We start from the raw sequence: 12,558 nt of genomic DNA on the forward strand, positions 1-12,558 counted from the left end.
ACCGTAGTGAACGGGTAAGGTTTCCTTTTTATGATAGATCAGCCGGACTCCCATATAAGGATTTTATGCCGTATATATAGAAGCCGCAAGCTGTATCTCTCTAAAAATAGTATATCCGTCTATTCCGGCCCGAGCTGACCCACGCGCCGGAGTTCGTGGCCCTTAAGGCCGGGGTGCGCCGGGCGCTGGCGGCGGCATAGGAAGGCTTATTTCGGCGGACGGTTCCGGGCCCGGGAATGACCGGAAGGGCCATGAAGGGGAAACGGAGGCGCGGTGGTGGGTGTTTATTTTTTCAGATCCTGATATAAAATATTTCACACCGTGAAACGAAATGCATACATCCCCAGGCTGGTGGCGGAGAGTCTGCGGCGGGCGCTGCGGTTTTCGCCGGTGGTGGTGCTCACCGGCCCGCGCCAGGTTGGAAAGAGTACCCTCCTCAGGAACGAGCCTCCGGTTAAGGACTGGCCCTATCTTACCCTGGACGACCCGGAGGTGAGGACCCTGGTGGAGCGGGCCCCGGAGGAGCTACTCTCTTATCTCCAGGGTTTCCGAGAGCCTGGCCGGAAGGGCGGTCTATCTCGATCTTACGGGGTTTCTCCTGGACGAGCTTTACGGTCCGCCGGAGGGGCTTCTTGCGCTAGCCCGGGAGATGAGGCTTCCGGAGAGGGCCGCTCCGGGGGAGGACAAATATCCCGAAATGGATCCTCAAGCGGCCCAAATTCTACTATCTCGATCCGGGGCTGGCCTGTGCCCTGGCCGGATACACGCATCCGGAGGAGGTCCCCCGGGAGTTTCTGGGCGCACTCTTTGAGACCCTGGTTTTCATGAATCTCTGGAGTCTTAAGGATCTCGTGCCCGGAGCCGCGCTTTTCTTCCTCCATACCTCCGGAGGGCGGGAATGGGAGGTGGATTTTCTGTTAAAGTTCGGCCCTGCCTTTCAGGCCTTTTGAGGCGAAGCTCACCGGGAAGCCGGGGCTTAAGGACGCGGAGGCCCTCTTAAAACTCAGAGAGATCCTTCCCGGGCTCGAAAAGACCTGGCTCGTGCATGCCGGAAAGGAGGCTTTTTCGCTTCCCGGCGGGGTGGAGGCCGTGCCCTGGTGGCGGCTTTAATTGACTTTAAACGACTTTACGGTTTATTTGATTGAATAAAAGGCAAATTTTTAAATCGAGGAGGAAAGGGTGAGAAGGGCCACGAAAGTCATAACGGTTTCGCTCCCTGAAGAAACCTGGAAGGAGCTTAAGAGGAGGGCGGCTCTTTTGGGAAAGAGTATTTCGGCTTTTGTCCGGGAGCGCCTTGAAGAGGAACTCGGGAAGGAGAGGTTTTACATGGAGCTTGACCAGAGACTTCGGGCTTTGGCCCGGGAGGTGGGAGGGCACCTGGAAGGATGGGATCGCGAGGAACTCTACGATGTTTAAAGCCTTTTTGACACCAATGTGCTGGCTTACGAATATGAGAGAAAGGATCTCCGGAAACGGGCCATCGCCGGAGAATTGCTCGGCAAGTGGCGGTCTTCAGGAAAGTTGGTGATCTCGGTTCAGGTATTACAGGAATTGTATGTTGTTCTTACCCGGAAGATGGGAATTCCGGAGGAGAGAGCCGAAGAGGTTGTCCGGCTTTATGCGCAATTTCCGGTGGTTAATGCTGATCCGGATCTGGTATTGAGAGGAATCGAGATAAGCCGGAAGTATAGAATCTCCCTCTGGGATGCGCTTATTGTTAGTGCGGCCTTAAGGGCAGGATGCCGGACGATCTTTACAGAAGACCTCTCGCACGGGATGAAAATAGAAGGGATCGAGATTGTAAATCCTTTTTTTTTGGAAGAAACTTGAGGCACGATAATGACATCTGCCTTCCGGTGGCGAAGAGACCGCGGCGGGGTGGAGGCCGTGCCCTGGTGGCGGCTTTAATCCCGGGGGACGGCCTTAATCACCACCGGAACCAGGAGAAGGGGCGGGAGCGAGATCCAGAAGGTTAGGAAGAAGAACCCGGCGTAGCCCAGATACTCCGCTCCGAACCCCCCCAGGGCCCGGGACAGGGTGAAGGACAGACTGAAAAGTGTTGAGAGCAGGGCGTACTGGCTGGCGCTCATGTCCTTCCGGCATAGGCGCATGAGGAAGGCCAGGAAGGCCGCCGTCCCGAGGCCCCCGGTAAAGCTTTCCACGATGGAGGCTCCGTAGACCGTCCAGCGGGCGGACTCCGGAAGGGCGGCGTAGGCGTAGCCCAGGTTGGAAAGGGACTGGGCGAGGCCCAGCATCCAGAGGGCCCTAAAGAGCCCGAGATGCCGGATGAGTCCACCCCCCACCAGCGAACCCACGATGGTGGCCACGCTTCCCAGGGTGCCGGAGATGAGACCGATCTCGAGTCTGGAAAACCCACGGTCCACCCAGAAGGGGTAGATCATGGAGCCCATGGTGGCATCCCCGATCTTGAAGGTGAGCACGAAAAAGAGGACGGCCGGGGCATAGGGCCTTTTGAGAAAATCCTTTAGCGGATCGATGTATTGTCCGAATATGTCGCTGCTTTTTTGAGTTATTGAGGGAAGCCGCATGTCCGGCAGAAGGAGAATGACGGCGGCCAGCGCCAGGAAAATCACCGTCAGGGCCAGGAAGGCCGGCCTGAACCCCAGAAAGTGGGAGAGGGCCACGAGACCGCCTCCGGAGCCGATCATGGCCACCCGGTAGGCCGAGACCCGCACCCCGTTTCCGGGGCCGAGTTCCTCCTCGGTGAGAAGCTCGATGGTGTAGCCGTCAACGGCGATGTCCAGAGTGGCCGAGGAGAGGGTACAGAGAAACACGAAAAGGATGTAGAGCTTTCCGGCCGGGGGAACCAGGGAGAGCAGGGCCACGGAAAGGGCCAGCCCCGTGAGGGCACCCAGCATCCAGTGATACTTCCGTCCGTAGCGATCCACCAGCGGGGCCCATAGGGGTTTCAGGCTCCAGGAAAGACCGGCCAGCGAGAGGAGACCTATCTCGACGAGGTTGACCCCCTCGGTCCGGAGATAGACCGGAAGGGTCACATAGACGAAGCCGAAGGGCAGCCCCTCGGCGAGATACAGCAGGGCCACCACCGCCATTTTCCGGTAGAAATTCCTCATAACCTAAACCCCGGAAGCATTTTCGGTGTCTCGCGACAATAGGCCTCGTATTCTTTGCCGAATCTCTCGTGAAGCTCTCTTTCCTCAAGCGGAATGATCAGGAGCCGGGTTAAAAGGAGGTCGAGGAGAGCCACCAGGGCCACCGTGAGATACCCGGAAAGGAGAAAGGTCCCGAAGAAGATCAGGCTGTGGGCGAGATAGGTGGGGTGACGGCACAGGCGAAAGGGGCCCTCGGTGACCAGAGTGTTTGCGGCGGAGGGCCTGAAGTGGGGCAGACCTATGATTCGCCTGCCCAGATAGAGAGCCGTTAGCACCTGGAGGAGAAGCCCGGCCAGGAGGGACACCGCTCCCAGGACCCTCACGGGGGCGGGAAGGTTGACAACCCCCGCGGCGGCAAAGATTTTCCGGGTAAGAACGAGGTAGGCTATAATCAACCAGAGGGTAACGATAACGGGATAAAAGAAGAGGCCCAGGGCTTTTCTCACCCTTGGAAGGAGGTGAAGGGGGAGCCAGAAGAGGGGGATCAGGGGCCAGAAGGCCGTGCTGAGGGCCGCGAGCCAGTCCGACCATTTCATGACCAGAATTCTAAAAGTCTTTCGGAGGTAAGGAAAGTGCTATAAACTTGGATTCAAACCGGAAGGGGTAAAGGGGAATGGGTTACTTCACTTCGGCCTGGGTGGAGGCGGCGCTCGAGCGTTACCGGAGGCGCGGGCCCCAGGACACCATCATGGGCAAACCGGTGGCCTTCTCGGACAGGCACTATCTTGCGGCCCTGCTTCACATCTACACCGGGACCCTTTCCCTGGAGAGGATCGCCGCGGTCGCCGGTATCTCGCCGGAGGATCTGCGTCTCCAGCGCTCCCAGGTGGATTTCATGAGTCTGGTGGACTACCTCCGGACCAGGTTCTCGGAATGGTTCCGGGAACACCTCCTCATGCGGGACTTTGCGCTTGCGGAGTACGGGCGACTGGCCCTGGAATACATCCACCTTGAGGAGCAGGTCCAGTCCCAGATTAAGATCCCGCTTTTAAACCAGCTAAAGAACCTCTGCTACGAGCTTGAAGACAAGCTCGCCGGGGGAAAGGTGCTTGCCCCCTACGATGAGGCCCTTTTCAGGCGACTTCTCCTCTTTTTCCTCTCGAGCGAGGCCTTAAGGCCCACCCTGAGCGCCCGCCTCATCAACCGGGCCAGGGAGGCCGGAGAAAGGGCCTATCCGGGAGAATTCGAGAGGCTCGAGATCCCCGAAAAGGAGGGGTTCCCGGAGGAGCTTTTCCGACACCTCAAGGCCAGCCTGAGCCATGAGAAGGGAGCTTGAGATCCTTGAGAGACTGAAGAAGGCCTATCCCGACGCCCGCATAGCCCTGCGCTTCGAAAATCCCCTGCAGCTCCTTATCGCCACCATCCTTTCGGCCCAGTGCACGGACGAGCGGGTGAACCGGGTCACCCCGGAGCTTTTCAGGAAGTATCCCGACGCCCGGGCCTTTGCCGAGGCCGATCTCGAGGAACTGGCTCAGGACATCCGGGCCACGGGGTTTTACCAGCAGAAGGCCAGATACATCAAGGAGGCCTGCCGGATCCTGGTGGAAAAACACGGCGGCGAGGTCCCGAAAAACATGGAGGCCCTGCTCGAGCTTCCGGGAGTGGCCCGCAAGACCGCCAACATCGTGCTGGCCAACGCCTACGGCATAGTGGAGGGAATTCCGGTGGACACCCATGTAAGGCGGCTGGCCCACCGGCTGGGGCTTTCCCGGGAAAAGGACCCCGAAAAGATCGAGCGGGACCTTATGGCCCTTATCCCCCGGGAGGACTGGGCCGTGATCCCCTATGTCCTTCAGGCCCACGGCCGGAAGGTCTGCACCGCCAGGAAGCCGAAGTGCGAGAGGTGCCCGGTTAAAGACCTCTGTCCCTCGGCCGGGGAACATCTTGCCTGAGGAGAGGATTTTTCATTTAATAGTCGAACCGGAGGCCGCCGGCGAACGCCTGGATGTCTTCCTTTCCGGAAAAATACCGGAGCTTACCCGCTCGCGGGTAAAGAAACTCCTGGCCTGCGGCCTGGTTGAGATCCCGGGGGTGAAGAAGCTCAAGGCCTCCCGGCCGGTGAGGGCCGGGGAGGAGATCACGGTCCGGGTCCCCCCGCCGGAAAGGATCCGGCTCGAGCCCGAGGAGGTGCCCTTTGAGATCCTTTACGAGGACCGGGACCTGGCCGTGATCGTGAAGCCCCCGGGGGTGGTGGTGCATCCCGGAGCCGGGCACGCCGGGGGCACTCTGGTGCACGGTCTCCTCCGGAGGCTTTCCGGTCTTTCCGGGATAGGGGGGGAGCTGCGCCCGGGAATCGTGCATCGGCTGGACAAGGATACCTCCGGCCTCATGGTGGTGGCCAAGAACGACCGGGCGCATCTCGCCCTCACCGCCATGTTCAAGGGCCGGGCGGTGGAGAAGTGGTACCTGGCCCTGGTCCACGGGGTGCCGGAGCCCCGGGCCGGGAAGATAAACGCGCCCATAGGCCGGCATCCCGTGCACCGCAAGAGGATGATGGCCGGGGCCCCCCGGGGACGCGAGGCCGAGACCTTTTACCGGGTGCGGGAGGCCTTCCGGCGGGCGGCCCTGCTCGAAGTCCGTCCCTATACCGGCCGCACCCACCAGATCCGGGTTCACCTCTCCCACATCGGCCACCCCATCGTGGGGGATCCCCTTTACGGGGGGAGGCGTCCTCAGGGTCCGAAGGCCGAAAGGCAGATGCTTCACGCCTGGCGTCTGGCCTTTGAACATCCCGTAACCGGGGAGAAACTCTCCTTCGAGGCCCCGCCGCCTCCCGATTTCGAAAAACTTCTTGAGGAGTTAAGGGCTTGCGGAAAGTAGCCGTCACCGGGGGCCCGGCCACCGGGAAGACCACCCTTCTCGCCATTCTTAAGGACCTCGGCCATCCCGTCTTTTCGGCCGACGAGGCGGTAAGGAGGCTCATCGCTCCCGGCGGGGAGGCCCACCGGAGGGTGAAGGCCCTCTGCCCCTGGGCCGTAAGAGCCGACGGGACCCTCGATCGCCGGCAAATTCTCGCACGAATCGTCTGCGACGAGGTCCTCCGGCGGAAACTGGAGGCCCTGCTTCACCCGCTTGTTAGAAAGGAGCTTCTTGCCTTCTTTGAGAGCCACTCCGGAGCCGATCTGGTCTTTGCCGAGATACCCCTTCTCTTTGAGGCCGGCTGGGAGGGGCTCTTCGACGAGGTCTGGGTGGTGGCCTGCGGAGAGGCCCTGCAGAGAAAGCGGCTTCTTAAGAGACTTGAGGATCCGGCGCTCGTGGAGGGGCTTCTCCGGAGTCAATTGGCGCTTTCCGAAAAGATAAAGAGGGCCCACCGCGTGTTTTCCTCGGAAAAGCCCCCTGAAGAACTTCGGCGGGAGCTTCAGGAGGTGCTCTCCAGGATGCGGAGGCCCGCCTCCGAGAGTCCGTGAAGGAGGAGGGAATTCCCGAGGCGTTTTATACGGAGATCTTTAAGCCAGAGGGCCTGTGAAAGCCTGGCCGGGCCTTTTCCGGCCACCGCCTGCGGGGCTTCCTTCCCGCCGATGATCACCGGCCCCACGAAGAAGAAGATTTCATCCGCCAGCCCCTCGTCCAGGAAAGCCCCGTGGACCTCGCCCCCGCCCTCCACCAGCACCGAAAGGATTTCCCGCTTAGAAAGTGCTTCAAGGAGGGCTCCGAGGTCCACCCGCCCGGCCTTCTCCGGAACGCGAATGACCTCCACCCCCAGGGCTTTAAAAACCCTTTCCCTTTCGGGATCGGCCCCCTCCCCGCAGACGATCCAGGTGGGCACCTCCCGGGCGGTTTTAAAAACTTTGAATTCCGGGGAAAGACGCAGACGGGTGTCGAGAACGATCCTTATGGGGTTCCGGCCTCCCGGGATGCGGCAGGTGAGCTCGGGATCGTCGGCAAGGACGGTGTTTTTGCCCACCAGGATGGCATCGCAGAGGTCCCTCAGGCGGTGGGTGTGGCGGCGGGCCTCCTCCCCGGTGATCCACCTGGAGTCCCCGGTGCGGGTGGCGATGCGGCCGTCAAGACTTGCGGCCACCTTGAGGATCACCCAGGGGACTCCGGTGAGGACCCGTTTCAGAAAAAATCGGCAGAGATAACGGCATTCCCTCTCGAGCACTCCGGCCCGGACCTCAAGGCCCCGGCTCCGGAGGTATTCGAGCCCTCCGCGGGCTTTCGGATTGGGATCCCTGGTTCCCGCAACCACCCGGCGGATGCCGGCCGCAAGGATGGCCTCGGTGCAGGGAGGGGTGCGGCCGTGGTGGTTGCAGGGCTCGAGGGTTACATAGAGGGTGGCCCCGCGGGCCCGCTCCCCGGCCCGTCTCAGGGCCTCCACCTCGGCGTGCGGTTCCCCGGCCCGTCGGTGATACCCGCGGGCCACGATCCCTCCGGTTTCCGGATCCACCACCACGGCTCCCACCGGAGGATTGGGGCTGGTGCGCCCGAGACCCTTCCGACCCTCGCGCAGGGCCTCCCGCATGTAAAAACGGTCGTCTTTCATGACGAATTTGCTTATAATAGACTTTGATGTCTTCGGAAAGCCCCCGGATCCTGATCGTGGACGACGATCAGAGCTTTCAGAGGTTCCTTCAGCTCTTTCTGGAGAAGGAAGGCTATCGGGTGCTTATTGCCGGCGACGGCACGGAGGCCCTGAAGATCCTCGAACGGGAAGAACCGGACCTCATCCTTCTGGATCTCCGGATGCCGGAGATGGGGGGGCTGGAATTTCTGGAGAGACTCAGGCGTGAGGGTCGGGAAACCCCGGTCATAGTCATAACGGCCTACGCCTCCCTGGATTCGGCGGTAAGGGCCAAGAGGGAGGGAGCCTACGATTACCTGCCCAAACCCTTTCGTCTGGAGGACCTGCGCCGGAAACTCAAGGAGGCCCTGCGACGATTCCCCCCCGCGGAGGCTCCTCCTCAGGAATTCATGGGCATAGTGGGGCGAAGCCCGGCTATGCGCAGGCTCTTCGCCCTGCTTCCCAAGATTGCCCGGGCCGAAAGCAATGTGCTGATTACCGGTGAGTCCGGTACGGGAAAGGAACTGGTGGCCCGCGCCATTCACCGTCTCTCCCCCCGTGCGGAAAAACCCTTCGTGGTGGTGAACTGCGGGGGGATCCCTGCGTCGCTTTTGGAGTCGGAGCTTTTCGGCTACAAGGCCGGGGCCTTTACCGGGGCGAAACACGATAAACCCGGGCTCTTCGCTCAGGCCCACGGCGGGACGATCTTCCTTGACGAAATCGGGGATCTTCCGCCCGAACTCCAGGTGAAACTCCTCCGGGTGGTGGAGTACAAGACCTTCACCCCCCTGGGAAGCACCGGAGAGATCCGGGTGGATGTGCGCATAATCTCGGCCACCAACAAGAATCTCGAGGAGGAGGTCAGGGCCGGGCGTTTCCGGCAGGACCTCTACTTCAGGCTGAATGTCCTCTCGGTGCACCTTCCTCCCCTGAGGGAACGCCGGGAGGACATCCCCCTTCTCGTGGAGCACTTTCTCAGGAAGTACGCGGAGAAGCTGGGAAAGAGCGGGATCGGCATCTCGGAATACGCCCTCAGGGCCCTGATGGAGTACGACTTTCCGGGCAATGTGCGGGAGCTCGAGAACATCATCGAGCGCTCGGTGGCGCTGGAGACCGGGCCCCTGATCCTTCCCGAGACCCTCACTTTGAGGCCGGATCGGGATACCCCTCAAACCGGAGCGGAGGTCCGTCTCCCCCCTGAGGGCCTCGATCTGGAGGAATTCCTGGCCGGAATCGAAAAGAAGCTGCTCCAGGAGGCCCTGAGGCGCACCGGAGGCCACCGGGAAGAGGCGGCCCGGCTCCTCGGGCTTTCGGTCCGATCCCTCCGTTATCGGCTCCAGAAATACGGCCTGGGATAGAGAGATGGTGACCCTTTCCCTGTGGATACGCCTGTTGCTCTCCGTTTTCGTGGCTCTGTTCGTCTTTAAGCTGGAGAGGTTTTACCTTTTATACTTCCTGGTGGCCTACATTCTGGCTTTTTCGGGATTGCTCTTCCGGCAGATTCGGAGTTCTTCCGGAGAGTCGCTGACCTTCTGGCTCGGCAAAATCCTCGACTTTTCCCTGGTTACCCTGCTTCTCTACTTTACCGGGGGACGGGAAAGCCCCCTGATCTTTCTCGTTTTCCTTCCGCCGCTGGAGACGGCCCTTTCGGGGGACTCCGCAAGAGCGGATCGGGTTACCCTCGTTGCCCTGGGAATTCTGGTCTATTTCTTTGTCCTGCGGGACGGGACGCTCGATTTTACCGACTGGCTTTACTTTTTTGTCTATCTGGGGGCCCTGGGGCTTACCGGCTTTCTGGCCCTTAAGTTTTCCCGGCTCCATTCGGAACTGGCCCGGCAGGAGGACATCCAGAGGTATCTCCTTTCCTCCCTTTCGGCGGGGCTCGTGTTTCTGGATCCGGAGCTACGGGTGCTTTCCTGGAATCCCCGGGCCGAGGAGATCCTCGGGAAGCTGCAGCGTGGACAGGGGCTTCGGGAACTGCTTTCCCCGGAGATAGTTCCGGTTTCCGGAAGGGGAGAGTTCCGGCACGGGGAAAAAATTCTGGGCTATTCCCTGTTTCCCCTGCGGAAGGGATCCCGGATCCTAGGCTGGGGTTTTCTCTTTCAGGACATTACCGAGGCCCGGCGGAGGGAGGAACGCCTGCGCGAGGCCGAGAGGCTGGCCTCTCTGGGGACCATGGCCGCGGGGCTCATTCACGAGATCAAGAATCCCCTGGCCACCATAAGCGGGGGGATAGAGTTTCTCCGGGAGAATCTCCGGGGGGTGGAGGAACTCGCTCCCATACTGGAGGTGATCTCCCGGGAGAGCGAACGCCTCAATCGCCTGGTGAACAACTTCCTCTTCTTTGCCCGGCCGGAGAGGGGCGAGCGGGAGGAATTCGAGGTGAGGGCCCTTTTTGAGGAGATAATACAGGCCAATCAGGACCTCTTCGCCCAGGTGGAGGTGCGGATGCGGGTCCCGGAAGTGAGGGTAAAGGCCAATAGGGAGCAGTGGCGTCAGATCTTCGAGAATCTCCTGCGCAACGCCGCCGAGGCCTCCCTTCACACGGGAAGACCCTGGGTGGAGGTGGAGATGGAGCCCGGGCGGGATTTCCATCGTTTCCGGATCAGGGACTACGGTCCGGGGATCCCGTCCGAGATACGGGCCCGAATGTTTGAACCCTTTTTCACCACCAAACCCCGGGGCACGGGACTCGGGCTTGCGGTTGTTTATCGAATTGTGGAAAATCTAAAGGGAGATCTGCGGGTAACCTCCCGGGAGGGGGCGGGCACGGTGGTGGAGGTCCGAATTCCGGTGGAGGGGTGAGGATGTTGCAGGACGGTTTCGAGGATCTGGCGGAAAGCCTCTCCCTCGAGGTCAGGCGCGAGATTGCCGAGAGATACTTTACCCACCGCAAGGTGCTCGAGGAGGAAATCGAGGAGTATCTCCGGGAGCTCAAGGAGTTCGAAAAGGAGGAGGAAAAGATCCTGAGGGAGATCGTAAGACTCATCTTTATGCTCAAGGACGAGGATCTGGTGCGCCGGTTCGAGGAGATCACCGGAAAATCCGTGCGTTCTTACCACGACGAATACCTGGTTTATTCTCCCACCATAAGAAAGAGGCTCTTTCGGACGCTCCGGACTCGGGGATTCACCTCCAAGGGGAAGTTTCTGCGTCTTTTTGAGGACACCTACAAGAGACTGGTGACCGGGCTTCCGGAATATCAGAAAAAGCTCCGTGCTCTGGAGGTGTGGGCCAGAAGGATTAACGAGGACATAGAGGAATTCCACCGGGAATACGATCTGGGAAGTATTTTCGGCTTTTTCCGGTCCCTGGAAGGGGAGCGTCCCTCGGAACTGGCTGTCCCCGTGCAGGGGGAGGAGACCGGGAGGGGACTTGAAGAGCGGTTGCGGTTTCGGCCGGTCCCTCTTCCGAGGAGCCGTTTTCTCGACCTGGAGGGATTGCCACCCTGGAAAAAGGTGAGCGGGGCGCTTCTGCACCTGGCCAAGGAGGCCTATAGCCGTCACACCGGAGAGGCACGGAAGATCCTTGAAGACCTCACTTCTTAGAAAGGTTCGCCGGGCCATCGAGCGTTACGGGTTGTTTTCCCCCGGGGACCGGGTCCTGGTGGCCGTGTCCGGGGGGGTGGACTCCGTGGTCCTTCTGGAGGTGCTCTGGTTGCTGGCCCGGGAGTACGACTTGAAGCTCTGGGTGGCCCATTACGACCATCGCCTGCGCAGGGGCTCCCTGGAGGACGCCCTCTTCGTGTATCGCAGGGTACGGGAAAAGGGCCTCCCCTTCATTTACGGGGTGGGACCGGTGCGGGAATACGCCCGGAGAGAGGGGCTGAGCCTGGAGATGGCCGGAAGGGAACTCCGGTATCGTTTTTTCGAGAGGTTGCGCCGGAATCTCGACCTTCAGAAGATCGCCCTGGCCCATCAGGCCGACGATCTCGCCGAGGAGGTGCTGCTCAGGTTTCTGCGGGGTGCGGGAAGGCGGGGACTTGCGGGTATTCCCGTAAAACGCGAGGGGTACATCGTGAGACCGCTCCTTCTGGTCACCCGGGAAGAGATCCGGGATTTCGCCCTGGCCAGAGGTCTCGACTGGAGGGAGGACGAGACCAATCGGGATGTGCGTTTCCTCCGCAACCGGGTCCGGCATCTGCTCATTCCCTTTCTGGAGAGGCATTTTCACTCCCGGGTTCGGGAGAATCTCCGCCGCACCGCCCTTATCCTGGCCGAGGAGGAGGAACTCATCGAGGATCTGACCCGGGAGGCCTATCAGAGGGCCCGTCTCAGAGAAAAGGAGATCGCCCTATCCGTGCCGGTTCTGCGGGATCTTCCGGTGGCCCTGAGGCGCAGGGTCTTCTGGAAGGCCCTGGGGGAGGCCGGGGTGCCCCTCATGCGGGTGAGGCGGAGCCAGCTCGAGGCCCTAGAGGGGCTTCTTTCCGGAAAGGCCCGGGGGCCGGTGTCCCTTCCCGGAGGATTCGTGGCCCGGAGGGCCCCCGGAAGGATAAGGATCCTTTCCCGGGCCCTTCCACGGGTCGAACCCTTTCGGCTGGTAATCGAATCCTCCGGAGAGTACGAGCTTCCCGGAGGCTGGCGGGTGGAGGTGCGTTCGGGAGGGGATTGTCCGCCGGAGGCGGTGAGGATCAGGGGTTCTTTTCCCCTGGTCCTTCGCAACCGCCGGCCCGGAGATCGGATTTACCGTCCTGGGGTCGGGCACCAGAAGCTAAAAAAGTTCCTGTGGGAGCTGGGTCTGGATCCCGAGGAAAGGGATGCCTGGCCTCTCGTGGAAATGGAGGGCCGTATCGTGGCCATACCGGGTTGTTACCGCCATCCAGGTTTTGAGCCCCTGGAGGGGGAGGAGTTTCTCTGTTTGATTTTCCGGAAACTTGCCTGATTCCCCAAAAAACTATACAATGTATCGAGATAGTAAGGGAGG

Annotated in this window: 14 protein-coding genes and 1 pseudogene; 12 read left to right on the plus strand and 3 right to left on the minus strand. The window is 60.8% G+C overall.

The window, feature by feature from the left end; all coding sequences use genetic code 11:
• Positions 1 to 321: 321 nt before the first annotated feature.
• From K3767_RS12080 to K3767_RS04665, 4 genes and pseudogenes are all read left to right on the plus strand, one after another.
• Positions 322 to 828, plus strand: a complete 507-nt coding sequence (locus tag K3767_RS12080) for an AAA family ATPase (protein WP_255592254.1) — start codon at positions 322 to 324, stop codon at positions 826 to 828.
• Entirely contained in the window at positions 741 to 950 is a 210-nt protein-coding gene (locus tag K3767_RS04655; RefSeq protein WP_370630446.1) for a hypothetical protein, read from the plus strand. Before K3767_RS12080 ends, K3767_RS04655 begins: the two co-directional genes overlap by 88 nt.
• Positions 951 to 1,179: 229 nt before the next feature.
• Positions 1,180 to 1,416, plus strand: a complete 237-nt coding sequence (locus tag K3767_RS04660; RefSeq protein WP_221172411.1) for a ribbon-helix-helix protein, CopG family — start codon at positions 1,180 to 1,182, stop codon at positions 1,414 to 1,416.
• A 15-nt stretch (positions 1,417 to 1,431) separates the two neighbouring features.
• Positions 1,432 to 1,830 (plus strand): annotated as a pseudogene (locus tag K3767_RS04665) (PIN domain-containing protein); the annotation flags it as partial.
• 74 nt (positions 1,831 to 1,904) lie between these two features.
• Here the strand turns inward: K3767_RS04665 and K3767_RS04670 are convergent.
• Positions 1,905 to 3,095 (minus strand): MFS transporter, encoded by a 1,191-nt coding sequence (locus K3767_RS04670; RefSeq protein ID WP_221172413.1) that lies wholly within the window; start codon positions 3,093 to 3,095, stop codon positions 1,905 to 1,907.
• Positions 3,092 to 3,670, minus strand: coding sequence for an isoprenylcysteine carboxylmethyltransferase family protein (locus K3767_RS04675; RefSeq protein WP_221172414.1), 579 nt, complete (start codon positions 3,668 to 3,670; stop codon positions 3,092 to 3,094). The genes K3767_RS04670 and K3767_RS04675 overlap by 4 nt, the downstream gene beginning before the upstream one ends.
• 77 nt (positions 3,671 to 3,747) lie before the next feature.
• Between K3767_RS04675 and K3767_RS04680 the strand changes: the two genes are divergently transcribed.
• The 4 genes from K3767_RS04680 to coaE are packed head-to-tail and all read left to right on the plus strand — an operon-like array spanning position 3,748 to position 6,541.
• Positions 3,748 to 4,410: a hypothetical protein gene (locus K3767_RS04680; protein WP_221172415.1), complete on the plus strand. Its 663-nt coding sequence runs from the start codon at positions 3,748 to 3,750 to the stop codon at positions 4,408 to 4,410.
• The gene (gene nth, locus K3767_RS04685) at positions 4,394 to 5,026 is read left to right on the plus strand and encodes an endonuclease III (protein ID WP_221172416.1); all 633 of its coding nucleotides are present in this window, start codon (positions 4,394 to 4,396) and stop codon (positions 5,024 to 5,026) included. The genes K3767_RS04680 and nth overlap by 17 nt, the downstream gene beginning before the upstream one ends.
• Complete coding sequence (locus tag K3767_RS04690; RefSeq protein ID WP_255592256.1) at positions 5,019 to 5,954, plus strand: RluA family pseudouridine synthase; 936 nt, start codon at positions 5,019 to 5,021, stop codon at positions 5,952 to 5,954. The genes nth and K3767_RS04690 overlap by 8 nt, the downstream gene beginning before the upstream one ends.
• Positions 5,942 to 6,541, plus strand: a complete 600-nt coding sequence (coaE, locus tag K3767_RS04695; protein WP_221172418.1) for a dephospho-CoA kinase — start codon at positions 5,942 to 5,944, stop codon at positions 6,539 to 6,541. Before K3767_RS04690 ends, coaE begins: the two co-directional genes overlap by 13 nt.
• On the opposite strand, the gene ribD is transcribed toward coaE, so the two are convergent.
• Entirely contained in the window at positions 6,493 to 7,617 is a 1,125-nt protein-coding gene (gene ribD, locus K3767_RS04700) for a bifunctional diaminohydroxyphosphoribosylaminopyrimidine deaminase/5-amino-6-(5-phosphoribosylamino)uracil reductase RibD (RefSeq protein ID WP_221172419.1), read from the minus strand. The genes coaE and ribD overlap by 49 nt on opposite strands.
• A 26-nt stretch (positions 7,618 to 7,643) precedes the next feature.
• Here ribD and K3767_RS04705 point away from each other — a divergent pair, with 26 nt between their 5' ends.
• The 4 genes from K3767_RS04705 to tilS are packed head-to-tail and all read left to right on the plus strand — an operon-like array spanning position 7,644 to position 12,516.
• A complete protein-coding gene (locus K3767_RS04705; RefSeq protein ID WP_221172420.1) occupies positions 7,644 to 8,993 on the plus strand; it encodes a sigma-54 dependent transcriptional regulator in 1,350 nt (449 codons plus the stop codon).
• Positions 8,994 to 8,997: 4 nt separating this feature from the next.
• A complete protein-coding gene (locus K3767_RS04710) occupies positions 8,998 to 10,440 on the plus strand; it encodes a nitrogen regulation protein NR(II) (protein ID WP_221172421.1) in 1,443 nt (480 codons plus the stop codon).
• Positions 10,441 to 10,442: 2 nt separating this feature from the next.
• Positions 10,443 to 11,183, plus strand: coding sequence for a hypothetical protein (locus K3767_RS04715; RefSeq protein ID WP_221172422.1), 741 nt, complete (start codon positions 10,443 to 10,445; stop codon positions 11,181 to 11,183).
• Positions 11,164 to 12,516, plus strand: a complete 1,353-nt coding sequence (gene tilS, locus K3767_RS04720) for a tRNA lysidine(34) synthetase TilS (protein WP_221172423.1) — start codon at positions 11,164 to 11,166, stop codon at positions 12,514 to 12,516. The genes K3767_RS04715 and tilS overlap by 20 nt, the downstream gene beginning before the upstream one ends.
• Positions 12,517 to 12,558: the final 42 nt, after the last annotated feature.

Source organism: Thermosulfurimonas sp. F29, assembly GCF_019688735.1.
Classification (GTDB): Bacteria; Desulfobacterota; Thermodesulfobacteria; order Thermodesulfobacteriales; family Thermodesulfobacteriaceae; genus Thermosulfurimonas_A.